Source organism: Streptomyces sp. NPDC028331, assembly GCF_055565775.1.
Genome location: NZ_JBVHTR010000021.1, coordinates 40,370 through 66,693 on the forward strand (window position 1 = coordinate 40,370; position 26,324 = coordinate 66,693).

24 protein-coding genes are annotated in these 26,324 nt (G+C 72.5%); 10 read left to right on the plus strand and 14 right to left on the minus strand.

The annotated features are described in order from the left end of the window. Positions 1–119 precede the first annotated feature (119 nt). From ACZ4SW_RS27195 to ACZ4SW_RS27205, 3 genes are all read right to left on the minus strand, one after another. Complete coding sequence (locus tag ACZ4SW_RS27195) at positions 120–1,226, minus strand: HAMP domain-containing sensor histidine kinase (RefSeq protein ID WP_468250860.1); 1,107 nt, start codon at positions 1,224–1,226, stop codon at positions 120–122. Continuing rightward, complete coding sequence (locus tag ACZ4SW_RS27200; RefSeq protein ID WP_468250862.1) at positions 1,223–1,960, minus strand: response regulator transcription factor; 738 nt, start codon at positions 1,958–1,960, stop codon at positions 1,223–1,225. Before ACZ4SW_RS27200 ends, ACZ4SW_RS27195 begins: the two co-directional genes overlap by 4 nt. Before the next feature lie 112 nt (positions 1,961–2,072). Further along, on the minus strand, positions 2,073–2,756 hold the full coding sequence (locus ACZ4SW_RS27205) for a spermidine synthase family protein (RefSeq protein WP_468250864.1): 684 nt from the start codon (positions 2,754–2,756) through the stop codon (positions 2,073–2,075). Positions 2,757–2,967: 211 nt separating this feature from the next. Here ACZ4SW_RS27205 and ACZ4SW_RS27210 point away from each other — a divergent pair, with 211 nt between their 5' ends. Beyond that, complete coding sequence (locus tag ACZ4SW_RS27210) at positions 2,968–3,747, plus strand: rhomboid-like protein (RefSeq protein ID WP_468250866.1); 780 nt, start codon at positions 2,968–2,970, stop codon at positions 3,745–3,747. Between the two features lie 174 nt (positions 3,748–3,921). On the opposite strand, the gene ACZ4SW_RS27215 is transcribed toward ACZ4SW_RS27210, so the two are convergent. Further along, complete coding sequence (locus tag ACZ4SW_RS27215) at positions 3,922–4,590, minus strand: GNAT family N-acetyltransferase (RefSeq protein WP_468250868.1); 669 nt, start codon at positions 4,588–4,590, stop codon at positions 3,922–3,924. A 176-nt stretch (positions 4,591–4,766) separates the two neighbouring features. On the opposite strand from ACZ4SW_RS27215, the gene lon reads away from it, so the two are divergent. Together lon and ACZ4SW_RS27225 are read left to right on the plus strand one after the other, a co-directional pair. Continuing rightward, complete coding sequence (lon, locus tag ACZ4SW_RS27220; protein ID WP_468250870.1) at positions 4,767–7,184, plus strand: endopeptidase La; 2,418 nt, start codon at positions 4,767–4,769, stop codon at positions 7,182–7,184. A gap of 348 nt (positions 7,185–7,532) precedes the next feature. Next, positions 7,533–8,084, plus strand: coding sequence for a MarR family winged helix-turn-helix transcriptional regulator (locus tag ACZ4SW_RS27225; protein ID WP_468250872.1), 552 nt, complete (start codon positions 7,533–7,535; stop codon positions 8,082–8,084). Between the two features lie 34 nt (positions 8,085–8,118). Here the strand turns inward: ACZ4SW_RS27225 and ACZ4SW_RS27230 are convergent, their stop codons facing one another. Then, complete coding sequence (locus ACZ4SW_RS27230; protein WP_468250874.1) at positions 8,119–8,907, minus strand: protein phosphatase 2C domain-containing protein; 789 nt, start codon at positions 8,905–8,907, stop codon at positions 8,119–8,121. A gap of 371 nt (positions 8,908–9,278) precedes the next feature. Between ACZ4SW_RS27230 and ACZ4SW_RS27235 the strand changes: the two genes are divergently transcribed. The 5 genes from ACZ4SW_RS27235 to ACZ4SW_RS27255 all read left to right on the plus strand — a co-directional run bounded on the left by ACZ4SW_RS27235 (position 9,279) and on the right by ACZ4SW_RS27255 (position 15,250). Continuing rightward, entirely contained in the window at positions 9,279–12,293 is a 3,015-nt protein-coding gene (locus ACZ4SW_RS27235; protein WP_468250875.1) for a sensor histidine kinase, read from the plus strand. Continuing rightward, a complete protein-coding gene (locus ACZ4SW_RS27240) occupies positions 12,290–12,793 on the plus strand; it encodes a roadblock/LC7 domain-containing protein (RefSeq protein WP_468250877.1) in 504 nt (167 codons plus the stop codon). Before ACZ4SW_RS27235 ends, ACZ4SW_RS27240 begins: the two co-directional genes overlap by 4 nt. Continuing rightward, positions 12,790–13,191: a DUF742 domain-containing protein gene (locus tag ACZ4SW_RS27245; RefSeq protein ID WP_468250879.1), complete on the plus strand. Its 402-nt coding sequence runs from the start codon at positions 12,790–12,792 to the stop codon at positions 13,189–13,191. Before ACZ4SW_RS27240 ends, ACZ4SW_RS27245 begins: the two co-directional genes overlap by 4 nt. Then, positions 13,172–13,810, plus strand: coding sequence for a GTP-binding protein (locus ACZ4SW_RS27250; RefSeq protein ID WP_468250881.1), 639 nt, complete (start codon positions 13,172–13,174; stop codon positions 13,808–13,810). The genes ACZ4SW_RS27245 and ACZ4SW_RS27250 overlap by 20 nt, the downstream gene beginning before the upstream one ends. Before the next feature lie 186 nt (positions 13,811–13,996). Next, positions 13,997–15,250, plus strand: coding sequence for a styrene monooxygenase/indole monooxygenase family protein (locus ACZ4SW_RS27255; RefSeq protein WP_468250883.1), 1,254 nt, complete (start codon positions 13,997–13,999; stop codon positions 15,248–15,250). Positions 15,251–15,252: 2 nt separating this feature from the next. On the opposite strand, the gene ACZ4SW_RS27260 is transcribed toward ACZ4SW_RS27255, so the two are convergent. From ACZ4SW_RS27260 to ACZ4SW_RS27275, 4 genes are all read right to left on the minus strand, one after another. Beyond that, positions 15,253–16,539, minus strand: coding sequence for a C40 family peptidase (locus ACZ4SW_RS27260; protein ID WP_468250885.1), 1,287 nt, complete (start codon positions 16,537–16,539; stop codon positions 15,253–15,255). 102 nt (positions 16,540–16,641) lie between these two features. Further along, positions 16,642–16,956 carry a hypothetical protein gene (locus tag ACZ4SW_RS27265; RefSeq protein ID WP_468250887.1) on the minus strand — a complete coding sequence of 105 codons (315 nt, stop codon included), beginning with the start codon at positions 16,954–16,956 and terminating at the stop codon, positions 16,642–16,644. A 10-nt stretch (positions 16,957–16,966) separates the two neighbouring features. Continuing rightward, positions 16,967–17,689, minus strand: coding sequence for a TetR/AcrR family transcriptional regulator (locus tag ACZ4SW_RS27270; protein WP_468250889.1), 723 nt, complete (start codon positions 17,687–17,689; stop codon positions 16,967–16,969). Positions 17,690–17,796: 107 nt separating this feature from the next. Then, entirely contained in the window at positions 17,797–18,726 is a 930-nt protein-coding gene (locus tag ACZ4SW_RS27275) for an AurF N-oxygenase family protein (RefSeq protein ID WP_468250891.1), read from the minus strand. 135 nt (positions 18,727–18,861) lie between these two features. Between ACZ4SW_RS27275 and ACZ4SW_RS27280 the strand changes: the two genes are divergently transcribed. Further along, a complete protein-coding gene (locus ACZ4SW_RS27280; RefSeq protein ID WP_468250893.1) occupies positions 18,862–19,974 on the plus strand; it encodes a ferritin-like domain-containing protein in 1,113 nt (370 codons plus the stop codon). 81 nt (positions 19,975–20,055) lie between these two features. Continuing rightward, on the plus strand, positions 20,056–20,694 hold the full coding sequence (locus tag ACZ4SW_RS27285) for a Uma2 family endonuclease (RefSeq protein ID WP_468250895.1): 639 nt from the start codon (positions 20,056–20,058) through the stop codon (positions 20,692–20,694). On the opposite strand, the gene ACZ4SW_RS27290 is transcribed toward ACZ4SW_RS27285, so the two are convergent. The 5 genes from ACZ4SW_RS27290 to ACZ4SW_RS27310 are packed head-to-tail and all read right to left on the minus strand — an operon-like array spanning position 20,639 to position 26,207. Continuing rightward, a complete protein-coding gene (locus tag ACZ4SW_RS27290) occupies positions 20,639–21,112 on the minus strand; it encodes a DUF3291 domain-containing protein (protein WP_468250897.1) in 474 nt (157 codons plus the stop codon). The genes ACZ4SW_RS27285 and ACZ4SW_RS27290 overlap by 56 nt on opposite strands. A gap of 58 nt (positions 21,113–21,170) precedes the next feature. Beyond that, entirely contained in the window at positions 21,171–22,646 is a 1,476-nt protein-coding gene (locus ACZ4SW_RS27295; RefSeq protein ID WP_468250899.1) for a penicillin-binding transpeptidase domain-containing protein, read from the minus strand. Next, on the minus strand, positions 22,643–24,025 hold the full coding sequence (locus ACZ4SW_RS27300) for an FtsW/RodA/SpoVE family cell cycle protein (protein ID WP_468250901.1): 1,383 nt from the start codon (positions 24,023–24,025) through the stop codon (positions 22,643–22,645). The genes ACZ4SW_RS27295 and ACZ4SW_RS27300 overlap by 4 nt, the downstream gene beginning before the upstream one ends. A gap of 50 nt (positions 24,026–24,075) precedes the next feature. Then, positions 24,076–25,356: an ATP-binding protein gene (locus ACZ4SW_RS27305; protein WP_468250903.1), complete on the minus strand. Its 1,281-nt coding sequence runs from the start codon at positions 25,354–25,356 to the stop codon at positions 24,076–24,078. A gap of 8 nt (positions 25,357–25,364) precedes the next feature. After that, the gene (locus ACZ4SW_RS27310; protein ID WP_468250905.1) at positions 25,365–26,207 is read right to left on the minus strand and encodes a hypothetical protein; all 843 of its coding nucleotides are present in this window, start codon (positions 26,205–26,207) and stop codon (positions 25,365–25,367) included. Positions 26,208–26,324: the final 117 nt, after the last annotated feature.

The window sequence follows — 26,324 nt, forward strand, 5'->3', positions numbered from 1 at the left end:
GTTGTGGGCGGGTGCGACGACCCCGGCCCGGCGCGGGGAGTGCGCGGGCCTCTGCCTGATCACACGTGTCCGGCTGCGCGGACGGGCGCGGATCTTGTTGCTCCGCTTCGAACTTTACGTCAACTTGACAGAGATGGCTCTCCCGGAAGGGTGACCTGGATTCGGCAGCCGCGTGGGGATTCGGCCACACCGATCCGGCCACCGTGCAGATCCACCGCCCAGCGCGCGATCGCCAGGCCGAGGCCCGTGCCGCCGTCGCTGCCCGGCCCGTGCGGGCGGTTCACGGCGCCGCGGTTGAAGCGTTCGAAGACCCGGTGCCACTCCGACTGGGGGATGCCGGGACCCTCGTCCAGCACCTCCAGCTCCAGCGAGTCCGGGGTGGGGCCGCGCCGGGCCTTCACCGTGACGCGGCCGTGGGGCGGGCTGTGCTTGACGGCGTTGTCGATCAGGTTGGCCACGACCTGGTGGATGCGCTCGGGGTCCGCGTGCGCGGTCAGCTCCGGCGGGGAGACGTCGAGGTGCAGATGGACGTCCGTACGGGTGTGGCTGCCGGAGCCCGAGGCGATGCCCGCGCGCGCGGAGGACACCATCTGGGCCTCCTTGAGGACGCCCGAGAGGTAAGGCCACACCTCGAAGCGCCGCTTCTTCAACGGGACGACGCCGTTGTCCAGACGGGAGAGGTCCAGCAGGGTCTCCACCAGACGGCCGAGGCGCTCGGTCTGCTTCAGGGCCGTGCGCATGGTCTCCGGGTCGGCCTCGGTGACCCCGTCCACGATGTTCTCCAGCACCGCGCGCAGGCCCGCGATGGGAGTGCGCAGCTCGTGGGAGACGTTCGCCACCAGCTCCTTGCGCTGGCTGTCCTGGGCCTCCAGCTCATCCGCCATCAGGTTGATCGTCTGGGCCAGGTCGCCCAGCTCGTCCCTGCGGTTGTCGCGCACACGCCGCGTGTAGTCGCCGTGCGAGATGGAGCGGGCCACCGCGTTCATCTCGTCCAGCGGGGCGGTGAGCGAGTGCGCCACGAACTGCGTGATCAGCAGCGTGGCGATCACCGAGAACACCGTGATGAACCGCAGCTCGGTCTCGGTGCGCACCGCGATCATCAGCAGGCCAGTGGTGATGAACACCGAGATGACGACCAGCGCGCCCAGCTTGGTCTTGATCGAGAACGGGCGTACGCCGCCCCAGGGCTGCCCGGGACTCCTCCGTGCGGCCGGCCCGTCGCTCATGGGGTGGGGGTCTCCAGGGCGTAACCGACGCCGTGCACGGTCCGGATGCGCTCCGCGCCGATCTTCCGCCGCAGCGCCTTGATGTGGCTGTCCACGGTCCGGGTGCCGGAGGCGTCCGCCCAGTCCCACACCTCGGCGAGGAGCTGCTCACGGGAGAGCACGGCGCGCGGGGTGTTGGCCAGGCACACCAGCAGATCGAACTCGGTGGGCGTCAGATGGACGTCCTCGCTGCGCACCCGCACCCGGCGCTGCGCATGGTCGATCTCCAGTTCGCCGAGGCGCAGTATGCCGGTGCGCGGGGTCGCGGCGGCCAGTGCGGCCCGCTCCACCCGGCGGAGCAGCACGTGCACACGCGCCGCCAGCTCCCGCATCGAGAACGGCTTGGTCATGTAGTCGTCGGCGCCGACACCGAGCCCGACCAGCATGTCGGTCTCGTCGTCGCGCGCGGTGAGCATCAGCACCGGCACCGGGCGCTGGGCCTGGACGCGTCGGCAGACCTCCAGGCCGTCGAAGCCCGGCAGCATGATGTCGAGGATCAGCAGGTCGGGCTGCCATGCCTCCGCCGTGTCGACCGCCGCCGGACCATCACCGGCCGTTTGCACGAGGAATCCCTCCGCGCGCAGACGGGTGGCGATGGCTTCGACGATCGTCTGGTCGTCCTCGACCACCAGGACGCGCCGTTGAGCGCCCTGGGTCGCCGTCGTGCCGTTGTGGGAGGTGTGTGTCTGCTCCATCGCCCGCCCCTGGGGTTGCTTTCCGGAATCCGTGGGGTGATCCCATGACTGCGCTTGACGCTTGAATGATCCGCGTCAGGGAAGCAGCGTACGGGGAGTTACCGCCGGTCGGCTATCCAGGGCCGATTGCGAGGTGCACGACGTCCGGCACGCCCCGGGCAACGGGGACCTCTTCGGTACGCACCTGCCGGAACCCGGCATTCCTGAGGGTTCCTTCAAATTCCGGAGACGGCTCGGCCGACCACACCGCGAGCACGCCACCGGGTCTCAACACCCGTGCGCACCTTGCGAGTCCGGCCGTCGAGTAGAGGCTGTCGTTGTCGTCCGTGACCGTCCACGCGGGCCCGTTGTCGATGTCCAGGCACAGGGCGTCGTACGTGTCCGATGTCTCATTGACGTGGGCGACGAGGTCGGCTTCGACGATGCCGGTGCGCGGATCGGCGAGCGCGTCGGCGGACAGCGCGGACAGGGGGCCGTCGAGGTGCCAGTCGATGACCGCACGTTCGCGTTCGACGACGGTGATGCGTCCCCAGCGGGGGTCGGCCGCGGCGTGCGCGAGCGAGAAACCCACGCCGAGCCCGCCGATCAGCACGCTCGGCTCCGGGCGGCCGTCCAGGGCGTCCAGCGCGGCCTCGACCAGCAGCCGCTCCGAGCGCCCGTCGGAGGTGTCCATCAGGAAGCAGCCGTTGGCGATGATCTGCAGCAGTTCACCGTGGCGCCGCAGCACGACCTCGCCGTGCGGGCCCTCGCGACGGTCCAGGACCACCGGGGCGTCGGTGTCGTACGGATGAGGCATGGACCACATTCTGGTGACTGCCGGGGTGGTGGGCCACGGGGTTTCCCGGCGGCCGCACCGGACCGTCGTGGTCGCCGACGGCTGTGCGCGAACACCCCGGACGCCGGAAGCGGCTGGGAAGTTGCTGTGAATCCGGTCTCGGGTGGCGTCGGTCATAGACAGCGACCGGCGCGGCGCGAAGGGTGGAGCGTGACGGAAGGAGCGCCGCACCTTGGAACGTACGGTCTCGGCGGCCGACGCCACGCTCATGCCCCCCGAGCCGGGCGCGCCGCTGCTGGACGGCATGCCGCGCCAGCGCACGGCGCCGCCGCCCGCACCGCCACCGGCTCCGGTCCCGGTACGGCGGACGAGCCCGTCCTCGGTGCTGCCGCTGCCCAGCCCCACGGGGACGCCGTTCACCTTCGGGTACGCAGCCGTGCTGCTGGTCACCTCGCTGTTCGCCGAGTACGCCGACCCGTCGCTGGTGGACGCCCTGTACCAGGAATCCAGCACGGACGTCGCGCATCTGATGCGCAGTCCGGTGGTGGTGCTGATAGCCAGCGCGCTGTGGATCGCGGGCGGGCTGATGTCGTCCTACACGCTCGTCTTCCTGGTCGTGCTGACGGCGCTGGAGCGGCGGATAGGCGGCCCGCGCACGGCGGTCGTCTTTCTGCTCGGCCACGTGCTCGCGACGCTGGGCACCGAGGTCCCGGTCGGCTTCGCGGTGCTGGCGGGCCATCTGCCGGACAGTTCGCTGCACCGCCTCGACTACGGCATCAGCTTCGGCGTGGCGGCGAGCCTGGGCGCGCTGACGGGGTTGCTGCGGCCCTGGCTGCGCTGGCCGGTGCTGACCGTGTTCGCCGCCGTGCTCCTGCAGGACCTGGCCGAGTTCACGGACCCGTTGAGCAACTGGGGCCACCTGCTGGCCCTGGCGGTCGGCATCGGGACGTGGCCACTGGTACGGCGCTGGTCCCGGACCGAGGCGGCGGCCACCGTGACGCCGTCCCGGTAACTCCGGCCGGGCGCCCGGCGTTTGCGCCGGCGGCGCGCCGACCGCACGGCGCCGGCCGGGGGCCGCCGTGGGGCGGTGCCCCGCGCCGGACGGGCGTCGGTCTCCGTTCCGGCTTCCGTCTCCCGTCCGCGGTGCGGCGGTCCGCCCGTGCGCCGGATCCGCGGCGGGTGTGGGTCAGGCGTCGGTCTCCGTGCCGCGTCCTGTGAACTTCGCGCTCGTCAGGAGCGCCTCCACCCGCCACCCCAGCGACTCGTACAGCGCCCGCCCCTGCGGGGTGCCCGCCAGGACCCCCGTCTCCGCGCCGCCGTCCGCCGCCACGCGCGCGAGGGTGGTCATGACCAGGCCGCCCAGGCCCCTGCGGCGATGGCCCGGGGCGGTTTCCACCTGGTCGGCCACCGCCGTCCCGCCCGTGACGGCGATCTGGCCGCGCGCCGCCCAGGAGCCGTCCGGCGCGGTGACCACCGCGCGCGTGACGCCGCCGCGCGACCAGGTCCGCAGCCGGTAGCCGGCGCCGGCCGCGACCTTCCCCGCGCGCGGGGCCGGCAACGGAACGGACATCAGGAAGCCCGGCTCGGGGTCCACCCACCAGCCCTCGCCCAGCCAGGGCCGTACGACCGCCGGATCGGCGAACACCTTCAGCCAGGTCCCGGCGCCGGTCACCCCGTCCGCCACCTTGCGGACGGCCGCCTCGTCGACCGCGTCGTCCGTCGCCGCGAAGACGTGCCGGGCGACGTGCTCCGCCAGTCCCACGTCGATGGTCCAGCCCCAGGGCGTCACCCGGGGCGGCGCGGCCCCGCGCGAGACGACCCAACCGTCCACCCAGGCTCGTACGATGCTGCTCACGCGGCACCCGTAATAGGTCAAGTTGCTCTATGTCTATTACATGCGTGCCCATCCGGCCTGTCCGTTCACAGCAGTCGACCCGACCGATCGCTCAGAGCGAACAAGTGTTGGGGAACAATCGCATCCTCTGGTGCATTGAGTCTGCACAGCTCAACTTGACTGCCGAAGGGGAGATCATGGCTTCGACGTCCACACCGCTCACCCTGCCTGTGCTGCCGCTCGACGGCGAGGTTGTGCTGCCCGGCATGGTGGTCCCGCTGGACCTGAGCGACTCCGAGGTGCGCGCGGCGGTCGAGGCCGCCCAGGCGGCCGCCCGCTCCGAACCCGGAAAGCCCAGGGTCCTGCTCGTTCCACGCATCGACGGCACCTACGCCGCCACCGGTGTCCTCGGCACCGTCGAGCAGGTCGGCCGGCTCGCCGACGGCGACCCGGGCGCGCTCATCCGCGGCCGGGGACGGGTGAAGATCGGTGCGGGCACCACCGGACCCGGCGCAGCGCTCTGGGTCGAGGGCACGCGCATCGACGAGACGGTGCCCGACCCGCTGCCCGGCCACGTCGCCGAACTCGTCAAGGAGTACAAGGCCCTCGCCGCGAGCTGGCTGAAGAAGCGCGGCGCCTGGCAGGTCGTCGACCGTGTCCAGGCCATCGACGACGTCTCCGCGCTCGCCGACAACTCCGGCTACTCGCCCTTCCTCACCACCGAACAGAAGGTCGAACTCCTGGAGACCACCGACCCGGTGGCCCGTCTGAAGCTCGCCACCCAGCAGCTCCGCGACCACCTCGCCGAGCAGGAGGTCGCCGAGTCCATCGCCAAGGACGTCCAGGAGGGCGTCGACAAGCAGCAGCGCGAGTTCCTGCTGCGCCGCCAGCTCGAAGCCGTCCGCAAGGAGCTGCGCGAGCTCAACGGCGACACCCGGGAGGGCGAGGAGTCCGACGACTACCGCGCCCGCGTGGAGGCCGCCGACCTCCCCGAGAAGGTCCGCGAGGCCGCCCTCAAGGAGGTCGACAAGCTGGAGCGCACCAGCGACCAGTCGCCCGAGGTCTCCTGGATCCGCACCTGGCTCGACACGGTGCTCGAGATGCCGTGGAACGAGCGCACCGAGGACGCGTACGACATCCGCGGCGCCAGGGCCGTCCTGGACGCCGAGCACGCGGGCCTGGAGGACGTGAAGGAGCGCATCACCGAGTACCTCGCGGTGCGCAAGCGGCGCGCCGACCGGGGCCTCGGAGTCGTCGGCGGCCGTCGCGGCGGCGCCGTGCTCGCGCTCGTCGGACCGCCCGGCGTCGGCAAGACCAGCCTCGGCGAGTCCGTGGCGCACGCCATGGGCCGCAAGTTCGTCCGCGTCGCCCTCGGCGGCGTCCGCGACGAGGCCGAGATCCGCGGCCACCGGCGTACGTACGTCGGCGCCCTGCCCGGCCGGATCGTCCGCGCCGTCAAGGAGGCCGGGTCCATGAACCCGGTCGTCCTGCTCGACGAGATCGACAAGGTGGGCTCCGACTTCCGCGGCGACCCGGCCGCGGCCCTGCTCGAGGTCCTGGACCCGGCGCAGAACCACACCTTCCGCGACCACTACCTGGAGGTCGAACTCGACCTGTCCGACGTGGTGTTCCTCGCCACGGCCAACGTCCTGGAGGCCATCCCGGAGGCGCTGGCCGACCGCATGGACATCGTGCGCCTGGACGGCTACACCGAGGACGAGAAGGTCGTCATCGCCCGTGACCACCTGCTCCCGCGCCAGCTCGAGCGGGCGGGCCTGGACAAGGACGAGGTCACGATCGACGAGGGCGCGCTGCGCAAGCTCGCCGGCGAGTACACCCGCGAGGCGGGCGTGCGCACCCTGGAGCGGTCCATCGCGCGGCTGCTGCGCAAGGTCGCGGCCCGGCACGAACTGGGCGAGCTCGAGCTGCCGCTCACCGTCCGGGACGAGGACCTGCGGGGGCTGCTCGGGCGCCCGCACCACGTGCCCGAGTCCGCCCAGGACCCGGCCGAGCGGCGCACCGCGGTCCCGGGCGTCGCGACCGGTCTCGCGGTCACCGGCGCCGGCGGCGACGTCCTGTACGTGGAGGCCTCGCTGGCCGACCCGGAGACGGGCGCGGCGGGCCTGACCCTGACCGGTCAGCTCGGTGACGTGATGAAGGAGTCGGCGCAGATCGCGCTCAGCTTCCTGCGCTCGCACGGTGCCGAACTGGAACTGCCGGTCGGCGACCTGAAGGACCGGGGCGTGCACATCCACTTCCCGGCGGGCGCGGTCCCCAAGGACGGCCCGAGCGCAGGCATCACGATGACGACCGCGCTGGCCTCGCTGCTGTCGGGCCGGCTGGTCCGCACGGACGTGGCGATGACCGGTGAGGTCTCGCTGACCGGCCGTGTGCTGCCGATCGGCGGGGTGAAGCAGAAGCTGCTCGCCGCGCACCGGGCGGGGGTCACCACGGTGATCATTCCCAAGCGCAACGAGCCCGACCTGGACGACGTCCCGGCCGAGGTGCTGGACAAGCTGGACGTCCACGCCGTCACGGACGTGCGCCAGGTCCTGGAGCTGGCGCTCGCGCCGGCCACGAGCGACGCGACGCCGGAGGTTCCGGTGGCGGCGTGACGGACGCTGCCGGACAAGGGAAGGCCCGGGTTTCGTGAGGGAGGCCCGGGCCTTCGCCGTGCGCGCCCGGGGCCTTGCCGTGGGTGCGCCCGGGCCTTCGCCGTGCGTGCGCCCGGGGCCTTCGCCGTGTGCGCGCCCGGGGCCTTTGCCGTGCGTGCGTCCCGGGCCCCGGGCCCCGCGCCGTGGACCCGGGCCTCAGCCGGTCGTCACCCCGCACGCAGGACGCGGCCCGGGGAGGGGACCGGAGGCCGTCCTTGGTCTACGCCTGCGAAATACTGGCCGGGCTGCGGCGATGGCGACGTTCGGCAGTGACTTTCAGGAGCGGGAAACCGGAGCAGGAGTGCTGACGTGCACCAGGACGGAAACGGCGAGCGGCGGCCGGTCGGATCGGACGTGCCGGAAAGCGGCGACGGGCGGCCCGGGAGCCGCCCGGGCGGTGCCGGGCGAGAGGGCGCTCCCCGCGGCGCGAACCAGGAGTTCCTGGCGCTCGAGCGCGAGCTGACCGTGTTCCTGCGGCGCGCCCGCGCCAACGCCGGCCAGATGGCGCGGGAGGTCCACCCGGACCTGGAGTCCGCCGCCTACGGGCTCCTCGCACGGCTGGACGAGTGCGGCCGCCAGCGTGCCACGGAACTCGCCGCCTACATCGGCGTCGGCAAGGCCACGATGTCCCGCCAGCTCCGCGCCCTGGAGGAGCTCGGCCTGGTCGCCCGGGAACCCGACCCGGCGGACGGCCGCGCCTGGCTCGTGCACCTCACGGAGGAGGGCCACCGGCGCGTGAGCCTGGTACGCGAGGCCCGCCGCGCCCGCTATGTGCGCCAGCTCGCCCACTGGGACCCCCGCGAGGTCGCGGAACTGGCCCGGCTGCTGCACCAGTTGAACCTGGGGATGGAGAAGCAGTAGCCCTACGGGGCAGCAGTCCTGCGGGGCAGGAGTTTCACGGCTCCACGTACACCACCGTCGCGTCGTCGTGGGTCTTGCCGCGGCCGAGGTGCGTGCGGTCCTCGCGGTCGGCGGCCTCCAGGGCCCGTACGCGCTCCACCAGCGCCGCCGCGCCCTCCTTGCGGAGGACCGTGAACAGATCCGTCCAGTCGCCCTGGCGGAACTTCTCCGTCCAGCGCGTCGCGCCGTCCGTCAGGGCCGCGAGGGCGCGCACCCGCGCACGCGGCAGTTCGCCGGTGACCGCGCGGGCCGCGACCGAGGGGTCCGCGGCCGCTGTGAAGAAGCCGCCCTCCTTGTTGCGGACCGTCGCGTCCACCAGCGCCTCCGTGGCCAGGGCCGCGCGCGGGAGGCGGGCGAGGCGGTCGTCCAGGAGGGCGGTGACCCTGCCGTCGGGGGCCTCGACGAGCAGCGCCGAGTCCGACAGGACCAGGTACTCCACCGCCGACTCGGACCAGCGGGCGAGGACCACGGTCGCCTGGGGGGTGCGCGGGTGAGAAAGCTCACAGGTGGCGGCGTGGCCGTCGGCGGTGCGGGCAATGGCCTCCGCGAGGATCTCCGAGAGTGTCAGATCCCGGTCAGAAACGGACAGTTCGGTCAGCAGGCCGCCCAGACGCGCACAGAACCAGGGGACGGAATGCAGACAGCCGTCGTCACCGGCCGGTGGGGTCACCCCGTCCAGGACGACCAGCGCCCCGCCCTGTCCTGAAGCCGGAAGCGCGAGGGCGGCGAAGTCCTCGTTGGGGCGTGTCGGATCGCCGGGCTCGGACATCAGCTCAATACGCATCCAGCCAGTCTGCACGAGGCCTTCACAAGGTCCACGAAAGGCTGGCAACGGACCCCGAATCGGCGCTACCGCACAGGTCAGCCGCCTGGTTTGGTACGGAATAATCGCTTCCGGTGAAGCGTGGCGGCGAATATTGCCAAAGTGCGCCGCCGACGTCCAACCGGCCCACCGCGCAAGGGCTCCGCACGCGCCAGAGGAACTTGCCCGCCAACTCCCCGCCGATGTTCACTCCTTCGGGTGGCGGGTCAGGCGAAGCGAGACCTCTGCCCACCGGCACTGGGAGGGTCGGAAGCCGTCGTACCGGGTCGACATCCCCGTGACGGAACGTCACCCGGGCCCATGGGTACACGAGTGAGGAAGTGCGAGCACCGGTGCAGAAAACGCGGCCTCGGAGCACAGGCAAGCAGACGGCCCCCGCGCAGGGGGCCTCGTCCGAGTCCGCGGGCCACGGCCGCCCCGCCCGTGTGCGCACCCGGCTGATCGTCGCGGTGGCCGTGGTGGCCGCCGCCGTCGCCGGGGCCGGGGCGCCCGGCGTCGTCGCCGCCTCCGGGCAGCTCCACGACTCCCAGAACCTGGTCACGCTCGCCGGGCAGACCCAGGACGCCCTCGCCCTCGCCCACTCGCTGGCCGACGAACGGGACCAGGTCACCTCGTACGTGGCCGCCGGGCGCCCCGGCTCCAAGGCGCCCGCCGAGCAGCAGCAGGCCCGCGTCGACCGGGAGATCGAGGACCTGCGCGCCGACCCCGACCTCTCCGCCGGCCTGCGCAAGGACCTCGACGACGTGGCCGCCGTCCGGCGAGCGGCGCTCACCGGGAAGAGCACCGCTCTGGCGACGCATCAGGCGTACTCCGCCGCCATCACCGAGCTGCACGCCCTGGCCGAGCAGCTCGCCGAGCAGATGCCGCCGCGCGCGGGCTCCGGCGCCCACTCCCTCGCCGAGCTCGACACCGCCGTGCAGCAGGCCGCCGCCGCCCGCGGACTGCTCCTCGCGGCCCTGAACATCCCGAGCACCACCCGGACCGTCATCAACCCGATCACCGGCCTGCCGACCACCACCAACACCTCCTCGGCCGCCGACACCAAGCAGCGCGACGCGCTCACCGCGGCCGCCCAGCAGGCCGCCGTCCGCTCCGACGCGGCCGTCGCCGGCTTCCGCGACACCGCGCCCGCCGCGGCCAAGTCGTCCTACGACTCCACGGTCACCGGCCCCGAGGTCTCCTCCGCCGAGAAGTACCTGGCCTCCCTCACGGACCAGCCCACCCTCTCCGACGACGACCTCGGCCTCAGCACCAAGAAGGTCGGCGACGCCCTCTCGGCCCGCGTCGACCTGATGCGCGGCGTCGAGTCCTCCCTCTACGACGCCCGCACCAAGGACCTGGCCAAGCTGCGCGACGACGACGTCACCGCGCTGGAGATCCGTATCGCCGTCCTCGGTGCGCTCCTGCTCGCCGCCGTCGGCATCGCCATGGCCATGGCCCGCAGCCTCACCCGCCCGCTCGCCGTGCTCCGCCTCGGCACCGCGCGCGTGGCCGCCGACCCGGCCGGCGAGGAACCGGTGAAGTTCACCGGCCGCAACGACGAGTTCGCCCAGGTCGTCCGCTCCGTCAACGCCCTGCACGCGCACGCCGTGGCCCTCCAGGAGCGCCTGGGCACCCTGGAGGCCGACCGCAAGCACCTCGTCGGCCAGCGGCAGACCATGGCCGACGAGCGCGAGAAGCTGCGCGCCGAGCTCGCCGAAGCCGCCGCCCACCTGGAGCAGGTCCGGCACAGCATCCACTCCACCTTCGTCAACCTCGCTCTGCGCACCCTCGGCCTGGTCGAGCGCCAGCTCACCGTCATCGAAGGCCTGGAGGAGCGGGAGCAGGACCCGGAGCGGCTCTCCACGCTGTTCAAGCTGGACCACTTCGCCACGGTCATGCGCCGCCACAGCGAGAACCTCCTCGTCCTGGCCGGCGCCGAGCACGTCCAGCAGCACGCCGGACCGGTGCCGCTCGTCGACGTGGTGCGCGCCGCGGTCAGCGAGATCGAACGGTACGAGCGCGTTCGTATCGCCGCGCTGCCGCCGCACGCGCACGTCGCCGGGTTCGCCGCCGACGACCTCTCGCACCTGGTGGCCGAACTCCTGGAGAACGCCACCTCCTTCTCACCGCCCGACGTCCCGGTCGAGATCTCCGGCTGGCTCCTGGAGAGCGGCGAGGTGATGCTCTCCGTGCAGGACGAGGGCATCGGCATGGCCGCCGATCGGATGAGCCGCCTCAACGCCCGGCTCGCCGACTTCCACCCGGAGGACCCCTACGACCAGGAGAGCGGCGAGGGCCTCGGGCTCGGCCTGTACGTGGTCGCCCGCCTCGCCCACCGGCACGGGGTGCGTGTGCGGCTGCGGGAGCAGAAGCAGGGCGGGGTCGCGGCCGTCGTGGTCCTGCCGAAGCCGCTGCTCGCCGAGGCGCCGGCCGCGGCCGTGCCCGCCGGGGCCCCGATGGCCCAGGGCGCGCACTCCTTCTCGCTGCCCGGCGCGGACGCCGAGGTCAACTCCAACGTCCTCAGCGGCCGCGCGCGGCTCGCGCCGGGGAGGCCGGAGGGCGACGAGGACCCCCTGATCGCGGCGGCGCAGGAGGCCGTGAGGGAGCGGGAGGAGAGCGAGCAGCGGCAGGAGCCCGTACCCGGTGGACGCGGCGAACCCGGTGAACCCGGTGAACCCGGTGGCGAATCCGTACGGGACGACCGCAGCGCACCGGACGCCGCGCCCGTGAGCGGGCCCGCCGCCCCGGAGCCCGTCGCCCCGGAGCCCGCCGCCCCGGAGCCCGCCCTCGGGCCCGCCGCCGAGCCCGAGTTCGGTCCCGAGACCACGATGGAACTGTTCCTTCCGTCGCCCCGGACGGAGCCGGCACACCCGGCGGAGGAGCCCGGCCCGGCCGCCGGCATTCCCGCCCAGGCGGCCGCCGACCCCTACGCCATCGGCCCCGAGGTCCACGAGCGCGCCGTGGACGAGGGCGTGTCGCGGCCCGCCGCGCAGGCGCCCCGCACCACCGCTCCGCAGCCGAACGTCCCCGAGGCCCCCCAGGAGCCGGAGGCGCCCCAGGAACCCGAGACCCCCCGGCTCACCGCCAAGGGACTCCCGAAGCGCACCCCCAAGATCTCCGCGCCCGCTCCGGCCCCGCGGCCGCGCGCCGGCGGTGTCGACGCCGAGGCGCTGCGCCGCAGGCTCGGCGGGTTCCACCGGGGCGCCAAGGAGGGCTTCCGCCACGTCGAGGCGGAGATCGCCGAGCGGACGGGGGAGACCAGGGCACCTGGGCACGGCCCCACCGCACCACCTCAGCACGCGACACCCGGCACCGCACAGGACGTTGAATCATCGGGGGGCACAGTCGAGGAGGCAAGCAGTTGACCGCGTCCAGTACCTTCGGGCTGAGCAGTGAGGCCCGCAACCTGCACTGGCTGCTGACGAACCTGGTGGAGGAGGTGCCCGGCATCCTGTCGGTCGCGGTGGTCTCCTCCGACGGCCTGCTCCTGCTCTCGTCCGACCCCGGCCGGGTGGCGGAAGCCCGCGCCGGAAGCGACGGCAGGCCCAGCGGCCCCAAGGGGTCGGCCGCCGACCTCGCCACCATCGTCTCCGGCATCGGCAGCCTCACCATCGGCGCCGCCAAGCTGATGGACGCCGGACGGGTCAAGCACACGATGGTCGCGATGGACGAGGGCAGCCTGTTCGTCATGTCCATCAGCGACGGCTCGCTGCTCGGCGTGCACGGCTCCGCGGACTGCGACATGAGCGTGGTGGCGTACCACATGGCGCTCTTCGTGGGCCGCGCCGGACACGTCCTGACCCCGGAGCTCCGCAGCGAGCTTCGCAGGTCCCTGGAGGCCGAGTCCTCGGGGAGCGTCCGATGAGCGGCACGCAGAAACTTCCCGTCCGCGGCGGCGACCGCAAACCCGCCCGGGTCCGCCCCTACTCGCTCACCGGCGGCCGCACCCGCTTCGGCCACGTCCTGCTCGTGGAGACCTTCGTCGCCGCACTGGACGCCCCCGAGGAGCGGCGGGAACTGACGAATGGTTCACTGTCCACCCGCGTGATGCCGGAGATGCGGGCCATCGTCGAACTGTGCCGCCGTATGCGCACGGTGGCGGAGATCGCGGCACTGCTGAAGATGCCGCTCGGGGTGGTTCGCGTGCTCCTGAGCGATCTCGCGGACCAGGGAAAGATCCGTGTGTACGGAACCGGTCACGGCACGGGAGCGCCGGACCGCGCTCTGCTGGAAAGGGTGCTGAGTGGACTCCGTCGTCTCTGACGCCGCCCCGGGCGTCGACCGACTCGTCGAGCCCGACGAGGAACTGAAGGCCTGGCAGACGGACCGTACGCGCGCCCCGATCGCCACGAAGATCGTGGTGGCGGGCGGCTTCGGCGTCGGCAAGACCACCCTGGTGAGCGCCGTCTCGGAGATCACGCCCCTGCAGACCGAGGCGCTGATGACCGAGGCCAGTGAGGAGACCGACGACCTCACCGACACCCCGGACAAGCTCACCACCACCGTGGCCATGGACTTCGGGCGCATCACGCTCGACGACGACCTGGTGCTCTACCTCTTCGGCACGCCGGGCCAGCAGCGGTTCTGGTTCATGTGGGACGACCTGGTGCGCGGCGCGATAGGGGCGGTCGTCATGGCCGACACCCGGCGGCTCGCGGACTGCTTCCCGGCGCTCGACTACTTCGAGAGCAGCGGCCTGCCCTACATGGTCGCGGTGAACCACTTCGACGGCAGCGAGCGGTTCGAACCCGAGGATGTGCGCGAAGCCCTCACCATTCCCGCACACATACCTGTCATGATCATGGATGCGCGCCGCCGGATCTCGGTGATCGAGACCCTCCTGGCCCTCGTCGGCCACGCGCTGGACGTCACCCCCGAGTAGTCCCCCGGCAGCGAGCGAGCCGAAGGGGCGCGCCGGTGTCGAGGAGCCTTGGGAGTCCCCCTGCTCGAGCGAAGTCGAGAGCTTGGGGGAGCGCGGAGGCCCGAAGGGCTGAGCACGATCGGGCCCTCGACACCGGCTTCAGCGCCCCGGAGGCGAACGAGCCAAGAGATAGGGAGCACCACCCGCATGCGGAAGATACTCGTCGTCGGAGCCGGTCAGTCCGGACTCCAGCTCGCCCTCGGCCTCCAGTCGCACGGGTACGAGGTCACCCTGATGTCCAACCGGACCGCGGACGAGATCCGCACCGGCCGGGTCATGTCGACGCAGTGCATGTTCCACACGGCGCTGCAGCACGAGCGCGACCTGAAGCTGAACTTCTGGGAGTCCCAGGCCCCGAAGATCGAAGGACTCGGCGTGTCCGTCGCCGCTCCCGGCTCGTTCGACCCGGGCCCCTCGCAGCGCGCGATCGACTGGGTGGCGAAGCTCGACGGGTACGCGCAGTCGGTCGACCAGCGGCTGAAGATGGCCGGCTGGATGGAGACGTTCGCGCAGCGCGGCGGCCAGCTCGTCATCCACGGCGCGGCGGTCTCCGACCTCGACTACTTCTCCCGCACCTACGACCTGGTGCTGGTGTCGGCCGGCAAGGGCGAGCTGGTGTCCATGTTCGCCCGGGACCCGGAGCGCTCCCCGTACAGCGAGCCGCAGCGCGCCCTCGCCGTGTCGTACGTCCACGGCCTCGGCCCGCGCCCCGAGCACCCCGACTTCGACGCGGTCCGCTGCAACCTGGTCCCGGGCGTCGGCGAGCTGTTCGTGATGCCGACGCTCACCACCTCCGGCCGTGCGGACATCCTGTTCTGGGAGGGCATACCCGGCGGCCCGCTCGACGTCTTCAAGGGCGTCAAGGACCCCGGCGAGCACCTCTCCCTGACCCTGGAACTCATGGAGAAGTTCACGCCCTGGGAGTACGCGCGGGCCACCAAGGTCGAGCTGACCGACGCGGGCGGCACGCTGGCCGGGCGGTACGCGCCCACCGTGCGCAAGCCGATCGGACGGCTGCCCGGCGGCGGTCTGGTGCTCGGCGTCGCCGACGTGGTCGTGGCGAACGACCCGATCACCGGGCAGGGCTCCAACTCGGCGTCCAAGTGCGCGGCCGCCTACCTGGCCTCGATCCTCGAGCACGGGGACAAGGAATTCGACGAGGCGTGGATGCAGCAGACGTTCGACCGCTACTGGGAGACCGCGCAGCACGTCACCAAGTGGACGAACGCCATGCTGGGCGTGCCGCCGGAGCACGTCCTGAACCTGATCGGGGCGGCCGGGGCGCTGCCGCCGGTGGCGCACCGGATCGCCAACGGCTTCAACGACCCCTCGGACTTCGAGAACTTCTTCTACGAGCCGGAGAAGGCCGAGGCCTACCTGGCGTCGGTGGCCGGTTCCTGACCTCACGCCCCCGGGCGCACGGCTCCCCGCACCGGGTACGCGGCGATCGGTGACACCTTGATCCTCGCTCCCGGCCGGGGGGCCTCGATCACCTTTCCCTCCCCGAGGTAGAGCGCCACGTGCGTCGCCTCGGGGTAGTAGACCACCAGGTCTCCCGGGCGCAGGTCCCGCAGGGACACGTGCGGGAGCCGGGCCCACTGCTCCTGGCTGGTGCGCGGGATGGCCCGGCCCGCGCGCTGCCAGGCCCGGGAGGTCAGGCCCGAGCAGTCGTACGCCGTCGGCCCCTCGGCGCCCCACGCGTACGGCTTGCCGATCTGCTCGGTCGCGTACCGCAGGGCCCTGGCGCCCGCTGCGGTCGGCGTCCGCTCCGCGCCGAGCGCACCGGAGGCCAGGAACGCCTGCTGGGCCGCCGCGGCCGTGTCCTGTTCGTACCGGGCCAGCGCGGCGAGCTGTTCGGGGGTGAGGGCGGCGAGCAGCCTCTCGATGTCCTTCAGCCGCTGTTCGACGTCGTCCCGCGCCTTCTTCCGCCGGTCGCTGAGGGAGAGCTGGTCGTCCAACGCCTTACGGGCCGCCCGGGCCAGGGCGTCGGCACTGCGCTCGGCGCCGGTGAGCTGGTTCACGGTCGCGGCCCGCTCCCGCGTCAACTGGGCGATCAGATGGCCCTCGTCGAGCGCGTGCTGCGGATCGCGGGCGAACAGCAGGCGCACGTACGGGGAGAGGGACGTGCTGCTCTGGTACTGCTGCCGGGCGAGCCGGCCGGCCTCGACGCGGCTGCTTTGCAGGTCGAGCCGGGTCCTGGCGAGCTGCCCGTCGAGCCGGTCCACGTCCGCCCGGCGCTGCTTCAGCTTCTCGGTGGTGGCGTTGTAGGCCTCGGTGGCCTGTTCCGCCGCGCGGTAGAGCTGCTGAAGCTCCGTCAGGAGCTGGGAGATCGGGGGGTTCGCGGGCTGGACCGGTGGCGTCGTGGGCTGGACCGGTGGGACCGCGGCCTGGGCCGGTGGCGCCGTGGGGCTGGGGGCGAGGTCCGGTTGGGCTGCGGAGGTGGGGGCGGGGCCCGGTTCGGTCGTGGCGCTGGGGACGGGGGCCGGTTGGGCTGTGGCGCTGAGGGCGGGATCCGGTTGAGCTGTGAAGGTGGGGACGGGCTCCGGTGCGGTCGTGGCGCCGGGCGTGGGGCCCGGTTGGGCTGTCGAACCGGGGACGGGGTCCGGAACGGCGACCGCGGGGGCGGTGGCCAGCAGGGCCCATGTGGTCACCGTCGCCGTACACGCCAGCCGCAGCAACCTTTCTGACACGTCATCACCTCCGCTGCCGGGGTGGTCCCTCCACCTCGCACCGGCAGGATGAGACGGGTGCGGCCCGTGCGCGCGCCGAGTGGCCGGTTCGGCGCAGCGAGGTCACTCGTGCGCGGTGTCCGGGCCGTCGCCCGGCGTGGCGCCTGGCGTCCGGCGCGGCTTGGACCACGGCCACCGCGAACGGCCGCCGGCGTCCCCCTCCGGGTCGTACTCGTACTTCCAGCCCGGGTGGAGACCGAACCTGCCGCCGGGACCCGCCGGGACACGACGGTAGACGAGGACGGTCGGCGGGCCGCCGGCCGCGTCCGGCACGGGGACGCGGTACGTCTTCGGGGGGTGGCCGGTGAGGCCGAGCAGGACGGGGAGGACGCGCCCGTCCAGGGGCCCTCCGACGAACGGGGTGTCTTGGCTCTTCACGGCACCAGTGTCACAGCAGGTGACCGGCGTCGCCGAGTACGGGCAGGACGCGCCGGGCCAGGGCTCCGACCGCGCCCTCGGCACTCTCCACGGCCAGGGCGGAGCGGACCACGGCGGCCGTCTGCGCATCGCGTCCCGCGGTGGCCACCAGGCCCGCCACGAACTGGTCCACCAGCCAGTCCCGCAACTCCTCGACCGGGGGCTGCTTGTCCTGGTCGAGCCAGATGAGGGAGGCGGCCTCGACGGAGGTGATCCACATCCGTACGGTCATCCGCAGCCCGGGGCCGGGCTCCTCGACGCCGAGATGGCTGAGGATGTGCTCGGCCGCCGCGCGGCGTACGCCGTCGACGATGGCGGTGGTGCGGGACGTCTCGGCCACGCTGCCGCCCTGGAGCAGGGCGCTGAAACCGGCGTCGTGCCGGGCGACGAAGGCCAGGTAGCGGTCGAGGGCGCGGGCGAGGCGGTGGCTGAGCGGGCCCTCGGGGGGCTCGGCGAAGCACTGCCGGAGGTCGTCGGCGGCGGAGCGCAGCGCGGCCTCGTAGAGCTGCTGCTTGCCGCCGGGGAAGTAGCGGTAGACGAGGGGGCGGGAGACGCCGGCCGCCTCGGCCACGTCGTCGAGGGAGACCTCCTCGGGGGCGCGGTGCGCGAAGAGGGTGAGGGCGGCGTCGAGGAGTTGCCTGCGGCGTTCTTCCACGCTGAGCCTGCGGTACGCGCGGATGGGGGCCTCGGTCATGTTCGCAGCGTAACCGGAGCCGCCGTGGCCGCGGGTGGTCGTGCCCCGTAGCGCCGAGGTGCGGGCCCCGTCCCGTCCGCCCCCGGCCGGTGCGGGGCGACTCCTGGCTACGCCAGCAGCCCCGACGACCTCCACAACCGTCGGCCGACCCCGCGCAGCACCCCGATGTCGTCCAAGAAGTCCGTCAGCCGCTTCGCCCCCGTCTGCATGATCTCCCGGCGGTGGCCGCTCGCCCTGACCTGGGCCACCGCCTCCCGCTTGTCCAGGCCCACATTCGTGTAGACCTCCGGGTTCACGAACGCCACTGAGAACACCCGTGCGAACTCGCCGGAGGTGATCCGGGTGAACTCCTGCGACCAGCGCGGAGCCGTCACCATCTGGCGGCGCAGTTCCTCACGGGCGTAGCGGACGTGGCGGGCCTCCTCGACCACGTGGATGCGGGTGACCCCACGGATCAGCGGCTGCACCCGCTCGTCGGGGAAGGTCAGCCGCTGCATCCAGTCCAGGACCTCCTCGCCGAGAAGCGTGGCCGTGAAGGAGCCCGGGGTGGTGGAGATCGTCTTGAAGACGCGGCCCAGGTGCCGGTGCGCCCGGCTCACCGGATACCAGGGCGTGTCGCCGTGCGCGATCAGCCGGGCGAACATCTTCGAGTGCCGGCACTCGTCCTCGATCTCGGTCAGTGCGTACCGCACGTGCGCGCTCGTCGCCGCCTTGTCGTAGATGTGCCGGACCAGCAGCTGCATCAGGATGATCTCGAACCAGATGCCGAGCGAGGCGAGCGCCGCGGCCTCGTGCTGGGAGAGCCTGATCCGCTGTTCCTCGCTCATCCGCCGCCACAGCGGTGTGTCGTACAGCGACACCAGCTCCGGAGGCCAGAACCACTTCCCTTCCTCGTACGGCGCGTCCCAGTCCAGTTCCTCGTCCGGGTCGAAGGAATGCTTGGCGGAGGAGGCGAGGAGCCGCTCCGCCACCTGCTCCCGGTCCTTGAGCAGTCCGAGCGCGTCGCGCAGTACGTCTGCTTCCGTCACGGTCGTCATCGCTGTGCCCACCACCTCGTCGTACGGGCCGCCTGTCACCCGCGGTCAGCCTTATGAGACTGCTTGTCAGCAAGGACGTCAATCCCTTGCGCTCTACTTGTTGACGCGGCGTCTACCTCATGTGAGCGTGTGCTCATGCCGACGTTTGAGCTGTACGCCAAGGACCCGGGGGATCCCCTCTGGCAGGTGCCCGCGAGCGGCGCGGCCCGGTTCAGCTGGGAGTACGACGACGGGCGCGACCGGCTGCTGGCCCTGTACCAGAAGGGCAAGGACAAGCAGTGGGACGGGCAGAAGCGGATCGACTGGGACCTGGAGGTGGACCCGTACGACCCGCTCGGCACGCCGGACGAGGCGATGACCCTGTACGGGACGCCCTACTGGGCGAAGATGACCGACAAGGACAAGGGCGAGCTGCGCAAGCACTACGCCTCCTGGCAGTTCAGCCAGTTCCTGCACGGCGAGCAGGGTGCGATGGTGTGCGCCGCGCGCATCGTGGAGTCGGTCCCGGACCTGGACGCCAAGTTCTACTCGGCGACCCAGACCATGGACGAGGCCCGGCACGCGGAGATCTACGGCCGCTTCCTGCACGAGAAGATCGGAATGCTCTACCCGATCAACGACAACCTCCAGGCGCTGCTCGGGGACACCCTGCGGGACAGCCGCTGGGACATGCCGTACCTGGGCATGCAGGTCCTCATCGAGGGCCTGGCGCTCGCCGCCTTCGGCATGATCCGCGACACCACCGACAAGCCGCTGCCCAAGCAGATCCTGGCCTACGTGATGCAGGACGAGGCCCGGCACGTGGCGTTCGGCCGGATGGCGCTGCGGGACTACTACAAGCAGCTCACCGACGCGGAACGGCGCGAACGCGAGGAGTTCGTCATCGAGGGCTGCTACCTGATGCGGGACCGGCTGCGCGGGGTGGAGGTGCTGGAGAACTTCGGCATCCCCAAGGCCGAGGCGGACGCGCTCAGCGAGAGGTCCGAGTTCCTCCAGCTCTTCCGGCAGTTGCTGTTCAGCCGCATCGTCCCGTGCGTCAAGGACATCGGCCTGTGGGGCAAGCGCCTCCAGCAGGCCTATGTCGACATGGGCGTCTTCGAGATGGGCGACTCGAACCTGGACCTGCTGATGGCGCAGGACGAGGAGATCGCCGAGAAGCTGGACGCGGAGCGCTTCGCGGCGGAGGAGCGGGAGCGGGTCGCCGAGGTGGAGGAGGCGATCGAGGAGGGTCAACGCCTCGGCGGTTGATCACTCGGTCGACGGGCGAATCGGCATATTCCCCTGGGTACGCTGGCTGTGCCAGGCAGACTCCGGCACATGGGAGTAATCATGAGCGCCGCGCGTGACTACGGGCTGGACGAGGACTACGAGTGGGCTCGTCCGCCGGAGGGTGGCTGGACGGCGGACGACCTCGACAAGCTTCCCAATCTTCCTCCGCACACGGAGCTGATCGACGGGAGTCTTGTCTTCGTGAGTCCGCAGACCGCTTTCCACTCGCGTGCCATGCGCTTGCTGGAGCACACCCTGCTGGCCCAGGTGCCGGTCGAGCTTGACGTCATCCGGGAGATGACCATCAAGCTCGACAAGCGCAATCGACCGGAGCCCGACGTCCTGGTCTTCCGTGCGGACGCCGACGCCGGTCCGCGGCAGACCTGGTACCGGCCGGAAGACGTCGTCATCGCTGTCGAGGTCGTCTCGGAGGACTCGGAAGACCGGGACCGGGAGGTGAAACCGCGGAAGTACGCGCGGGCGGGCATCCCGCACTACTGGCGCGTCGAAGAGAACAAGGGTCTTCCGGTGGTGTACGTCTACGAACTCGACCCCGCGACCCAGGCCTACGGTCTGACCGGCATCTTCCACGACAAGCTGGAACTGACCGTACCCTTCCCCCTCACCATCGACCTCACCGCCATCAACCGCCGGCCACCGCTCGCCCCTCCCCCGGAGGGAACGACGTCCGCAGGGTGAACGCATACTCCGTCGGCCCGTGAGCGCGGAGGTGAAGCAACCGCTCCTCCGCCTCCGCCACCGTCGGGCGGTGGCCCGCCGGGACCCACCACAGGGCCGTCACGGCCTCTTCCAGCCGCTCGAACCACTCCCGGCGCCGCGCCAGCATCTCCCGGTGCTGCCCCTGGTACATGAATGCCGTGAGGGCGTTCGTGTCCCGCCATGTCGACATGTTGATGATCAGCCACTCGTCGCCCAACACGGGGATGTCCGTGGCGTTCCCCGAGTCGCTCTGCAGCCGCCACACGAAACCGTCGGCCGCGTCGGCCGTCGCGTTCACCGGGTCCAGGGCCTCCACGAAGTCCTTCAACTGCGGTGAGTCCAGCGGGGCCTTGAGGCGGGCGATGTTGACCTCGGCGAGTTCGTAGGTGGTCGTCATGACCGAACGGTAGGTCGGCCTGGCCGTGTGGCGACAGCCCCCGTCTCAGCACCTGGACTCAACCCCTGCCGTGTGGCGGGGAGTTGAGCACCGCCTCCATCACCGCCCGCGCGATCGGCGCCGCGTTCCCGCCCCCGCTGACCTCCCCCTGCCGGCCCGCCGCGTCCTCCACCACCACCGCGACCGCCACCGCCGGCTCGAGGGCGTCGTCGGCCTGTGCCCAGGAGATGAACCAGGCGTAGGGCTTCGCGGAGTTGCCGACGCCGTGCTGGGCCGTGCCCGTCTTGCCGCCCACCCGGGCGCCGGGGATCGCCGCGTTGCGCCCGGTGCCCTCCTGCACCACGTCCGTCATCATCTCCCGCAACTGCTCGGCCGTCGTCGCGCTCATCGCCCGGTGCAGGGTGCGGGGCGTGCCGGTGGAGACCGTCTCGCCGTCCTTCGTGGTCGTCCGCTCCACCAGGTACGGCACCTTCACATCGCCCCCGCCCGCCACCGCCGCCGCGACCATCGCCATCTGCAGAGGTGTCGCCCGGGTCTCGAACTGCCCGATCGAGGACAGCGCGAGCTGCGAGGCGTCCACCTTCTCGTCGAACGTGCTCGGCGCCACCGCGAACGGGACCTTCATGATGCGTTCGTCGAAGCCGAAGTTGCGCGCGGTGCCCGTCATGGTCTTCAGCCCCACCTCCACGCCCAGCTTCGCGAACACCGTGTTGCACGACCAGGTGAGGGCGTACCGCAGCGACGCGTCCGCGCAGCCGTCGCTCTCGTTGGTCAGGTCGGTCGTCGTGCCGGGCAGCCGGTAGGGGTCGGGGGAGTCCGTCGGCGCGTCGATGTCCGTCACCACCCCTGCCTCCAGGGCCGCCGCGGCCGTGACCACCTTGAACGCCGAACCGGGCGGGTACGTCTGCCGGATCGCCCGGTTCAGCATCGGCCGCGCCGGGTCCCCGTTCAGCCGTTTCCACGCCCGGGCCACGGACGGCGCCGTCCCGGACAGCTCCCCGGGGTCGTACGAGGGCGTCGAGACCAGCGCCAGGATGCGCCCCGTCGCCGGTTCCACCGCGGCGACCGCGCCCGCCCGCCCGGCCAGCCCCTGGTAGGCGGCCCGCTGCGCCGCCCCGTTCAGCGTGGTGACGACATGGCCGCCGGGGACGCGCGCCCTGAGGAGGCCGTTCCACAGAGGGAGCGGATCGAGCAGCGGGTCGGTGCCCGACAGCAGCGCGTCCTCGGTGTACTCCAGCAGCGACGTCCCGTACACCTGTGAGGCGAAGCCGGTGACCGGCGCGTACAGCGGCCCGTCGGTGTAGGTACGGGTGTAGCGGAACATCCCGCCCGTGTCCCGGGACCCGGTCACGGGGCGGCCGGCGACCAGGATGTCGCCGCGGGGGCCGCCGTACCGGGCGATCATCTGCCGGCGGTTGGCCGGGTTGTCCTCGTAGCGGGAGGACTGGACGATCTGCACCCGGCTCGCGTTCGCCAGCAGGGCGATCAGCAGCACCGCGCACAGCGCCGCCGCCCGGCGGATGTACCTGCTCATGACGTGGCCGTCCGGTCGTACTGGCTGCGGGCCGAGTCGCTGATCCGGATCAGCAGCGCCACGATGATCCAGTTGGTCACCAGCGACGAACCGCCCTGCGCCAGGAACGGCATCGCCATGCCCGTCAGCGGGATCAGCCCCGTCACCCCGCCCGCGATCACGAACACCTGGAGCGCGACGATCGACGCGAGCCCGACGGCGAGCAGCCGCCCGAACGGGTCCCGCAGCGCCAGCCCCGCCCGGTAGCCGCGCTCCACCAGCAGGGCGTAGAGCAGGAACAAGGCGGACAGGCCCGCGAAACCCAGCTCCTCGCCCGCCGTCGCCAGGATGAAGTCCGACTTCACGGCGAAGCCGATCAGGACCGAGTGGCCGAGGCCGAGCCCGGTGCCGAGCGCGCCGCCGGCGGCGAACGCGAACAGCGACTGGGCGAGCTGGCCCGCGCCCTCGCCCGCGTCGATCGACGCGAAGGGGTGCAGCCAGTCCTGCACCCGCGCGTGCACATGCGGCTCCAGCCGGCCCACGGCGAACGCGCCCACCACCGCGAGCAGCAGCCCGACCGCGATCCACCCGGTGCGGCCGGTGGCGACGTACAGCAGCACCACGAACAGCCCGAAGAACAGCAGCGAGGTCCCGAGGTCGCGCTCCAGTACGAGGACGCCGACGCTCAGCAGCCAGATCGCCACCACCGGGCCGAGGACCCGCCCGGTGGGCAGCCGGAGCCGCCACACCCGGCGGCCCGTGAACGCCAGCGCCTGCCGGTTGGCGGCCAGGTACCCGGCGAAGAAGACCGCGAGCAGCAGCTTCGCGAACTCGCCCGGCTGGATGGAGAAGCCGGCGACCCGCAGCCAGATCCGGGCGCCGTTCACCGCGGGGAAGAAGATCGGCAGGGTGAGCAGCACCAGCGTGGCACCCCCGCACAGGTACGTGTAGCGCTGGAGCACCCGGTGGTGGCGCAGCAGCAGTACGACGGCGGTGAACAGCGCGACGCCCACCGTCGACCAGGACAACTGGGCGGGGGCCGCCCGGTGGCCGGGGGTCTCCAGGTCGAGGCGGTAGATCAGTACCAGGCCCACGCCGTTGAGCAGCACCGCGATGGGCAGCAGCAGGGGATCGGCGCACGGGGCGCGCAGCCGTACCGCGCCGTGTGCGAGCAGTGCCAGCACGCCGAGGCCGGAACCGTAGCGCAGGGCGCCGGGCGGGAGGGTGCCGTGCCGGGCGAGGCCGACGGCGCAGTAGCCGTACACCGACAGCAGCACGGCGAGGACGATCAGGCCGAACTCGGTGCCCCGGCGCCGGGGCAGGCGCAGCGCGGGGGCGGGTGCGTCCGCCGGCGTCACGGTCCCCGCTCCGGGCGTTCCGGGGGTTCCGGGCTGGATCATGTGCGGAACGTAGCAAGCGGTAAGCGGTATGTCCCGTTATGCACGGGCAATCAGCCCGTTCCGGTACTCCTCGGCGTCTCCGGAAGGGAGAGCGTGGCCACGGCCCCGCCGTCCGGCGCGTTGGCGAACTCCAGCCGGGCGCCCAGCACCTCCGCCTGGCCGAGCGCGATCGTCAGCCCCAGGCCGTGCCCCTTCGCGCCGGCCTCGGTGCGGAACCGCTGCGGCCCGTGCGCCAGCAGGTACCCGGGATAGCCGTCCCCGTGGTCCCGCACGGTGACCCGCGGGCCGTCGACCGTCAGCTCCACCGGTCCCCGGCCGTGCCGGTGCGCGTTCGCCACCAGATTGCCGAGCACCCGCTCCAGCCGGCGCCGGTCGGTCTCCACGCGCGCGTCCCGCACCACCCGGACCTCGACCGGGGTGCCGGAGGCCCGCACCACCCGTTGCGCCAGCGGCGCCAGGCGCTCGTCGGCCAGCTCCAGCCGTTCGCGGCCCGCGTCCAGGCGGGAGATCTCCAGCAGGTCCTCGGTGAGCGTGCGCAGCGCCGCCACCCGGTCCCGCACCAGCTCGGTCGGCCGCCCGGGCGGCAGCAGCTCGGCCGCCGCGTGCAGCCCGGTCAGCGGGGTGCGCAGCTCGTGCGCCACGTCCGCGGTGAACCGCTGCTCGCTCAGCAGCTTGGCCTGCAGTGTGGCCGCCATCGTGTCCAGGGCGCCCGCGACGGCGGCCACCTCGTCCTGGGGGCGCGCCGGGTTCCTCGCGCGCCGGTCGTTCACGCGCGCGTCCAGGTCGCCGGCGCTGATCCGCCGTGCCACCTGAGCGGTCGCCTGCAGCCGTCGGGTCACCCGCGTCACCGCGAACGCCCCCACGCACAGCGTCGCGCCGCTCGCCATCGCCGAGGACCACAGGATCGCCTCGTCCAGGGCGACGATGATCCGGGCGCCCTGGCCGTAGTCGACCCGCACGGCGACCGCCCGGCCGCCGTCGGCCGGGCCCGCCGCCCACATCGTGGGCTGCGGATCGTGGGTCCCGACCATCGTGCCGCGGTACCCGTCCGCCGCCAGTTGCCTCAGCGGCGCCGGCAGTCCCGGCGGATCGATGCCCGCGCCGTGCGGCAGGCGGTCGCCGGCCTCGTACGCCTGCGCCGCCTCCGTGAGCCGGGCCAGTGCCCGGCCGCGGGCCTCACCGACGGTCCGGTCGGTGACCTGGACATGGACGAGCACACCGAGCAGCGCGGCCAGACCGCAGCACATGACGGTGATGAAGGCGGCCGCCTTCCAGGTCAGCGTGGCGGTCCACTGCGGCAGCCGGCCGAGCGTGCGGCCGAGGGGACTCATCGGTGGTCTCATCGGTGGCTTTCCGACGGGACGGGCGCGGCGGAGGGGGAGGCCGACGGAGCGGGCGCGGCCGAGGGGGAGGCGGACGGGGCCGGCGTGGCCGGCCGGCGCGGCGGCGCGGTGCCCACCCGGACGATCTCGTCCCGGGTCGCCAGCATCGCGTGCTGGTGCGGATCCCAGGTCCACTCCGTGCGGAACTCGTAGCCCGGCAGCGTCGACGGCGAGCGGATGATCACGGTCCGGCCGGCCAGTTCCACGCTGATCACGCTGTCCGAGGTGCCCATGACCCGTACCAGCCGGTGCTGCTCGACGGTGTACACGCGCACCGCGAGCTGGTTGTCCGGGAAGCGGATGCCGAGCACCATGTCGTCCTCGCCGTCGCCGGTCAGATCGCGGTAGTACGCCCGTAGCACCGGGCACTGCCGCCCCTGCGGGCCCGTCCTGCCGCAGTCCTTCAGCCGCTCGCGGGTCTCCGCGTACACCGCGTGCGGGCCCGAGTACGCGTCCGGGTGCGCGGCGACCTCGGCGCGCACGACGTCCAGCGGATCCACCCGGTGGATGTCATCCCCCGGAACGGTGATGCCCTTGACGGTCTCGGTGTCCGCCTCACCGTAATCGAGGGCGGGCGTCGAGGCGGGCGGCAACTGGGGCCACAGCCGCAGCGGGCCGACGGCGGTGGCGGTCGGGCCCGCGCCGCGCAGGGCGCCGGAGTCGCCACAGCCCGCCAGCAGCAGGGCGGTGACCGCGATGCCGAGGGCCGCGCGCAGGCGGCGGGGGAGCGCCGGGCCCGTACGGCGGGCGGGGGAGGGGGAGACGGAGCCCGGGCGGCGGCTGGGGAAGGCGATGCGCACGCGACCGCATCCCGAGGCGGCGCCCACGCGACCGCGCCGGAACGGCGTGCACACGCGACGGCTGGGGAACACGGTGGCATCCGTCCTCTTTGCTCACCTGATGACCGGTTGTTCACT

Bases quoted from the DNA above. Each gene is read 5' to 3' on its own strand.
- ACZ4SW_RS27195 (WP_468250860.1), bottom strand. From the start codon at position 1,226: ATGAGCGACGGGCCGGCCGCACGGAGGAGTCCCGGGCAGCCCTGGGGC.
- ACZ4SW_RS27200 (WP_468250862.1), bottom strand. From the start codon at position 1,960: ATGGAGCAGACACACACCTCCCACAACGGCACGACGGCGACCCAGGGC.
- ACZ4SW_RS27205 (WP_468250864.1), bottom strand. From the start codon at position 2,756: ATGCCTCATCCGTACGACACCGACGCCCCGGTGGTCCTGGACCGTCGC.
- lon (WP_468250870.1), top strand. From the start codon at position 4,767: ATGGCTTCGACGTCCACACCGCTCACCCTGCCTGTGCTGCCGCTCGAC.
- ACZ4SW_RS27230 (WP_468250874.1), bottom strand. From the start codon at position 8,907: ATGCGTATTGAGCTGATGTCCGAGCCCGGCGATCCGACACGCCCCAAC.
- ACZ4SW_RS27245 (WP_468250879.1), top strand. From the start codon at position 12,790: ATGAGCGGCACGCAGAAACTTCCCGTCCGCGGCGGCGACCGCAAACCC.
- ACZ4SW_RS27255 (WP_468250883.1), top strand. From the start codon at position 13,997: ATGCGGAAGATACTCGTCGTCGGAGCCGGTCAGTCCGGACTCCAGCTC.
- ACZ4SW_RS27270 (WP_468250889.1), bottom strand. From the start codon at position 17,689: ATGACCGAGGCCCCCATCCGCGCGTACCGCAGGCTCAGCGTGGAAGAA.
- ACZ4SW_RS27275 (WP_468250891.1), bottom strand. From the start codon at position 18,726: ATGACGACCGTGACGGAAGCAGACGTACTGCGCGACGCGCTCGGACTG.
- ACZ4SW_RS27280 (WP_468250893.1), top strand. From the start codon at position 18,862: ATGCCGACGTTTGAGCTGTACGCCAAGGACCCGGGGGATCCCCTCTGG.
- ACZ4SW_RS27285 (WP_468250895.1), top strand. From the start codon at position 20,056: ATGAGCGCCGCGCGTGACTACGGGCTGGACGAGGACTACGAGTGGGCT.
- ACZ4SW_RS27290 (WP_468250897.1), bottom strand. From the start codon at position 21,112: ATGACGACCACCTACGAACTCGCCGAGGTCAACATCGCCCGCCTCAAG.
- ACZ4SW_RS27295 (WP_468250899.1), bottom strand. From the start codon at position 22,646: ATGAGCAGGTACATCCGCCGGGCGGCGGCGCTGTGCGCGGTGCTGCTG.
- ACZ4SW_RS27300 (WP_468250901.1), bottom strand. From the start codon at position 24,025: ATGATCCAGCCCGGAACCCCCGGAACGCCCGGAGCGGGGACCGTGACG.
- ACZ4SW_RS27305 (WP_468250903.1), bottom strand. From the start codon at position 25,356: ATGAGTCCCCTCGGCCGCACGCTCGGCCGGCTGCCGCAGTGGACCGCC.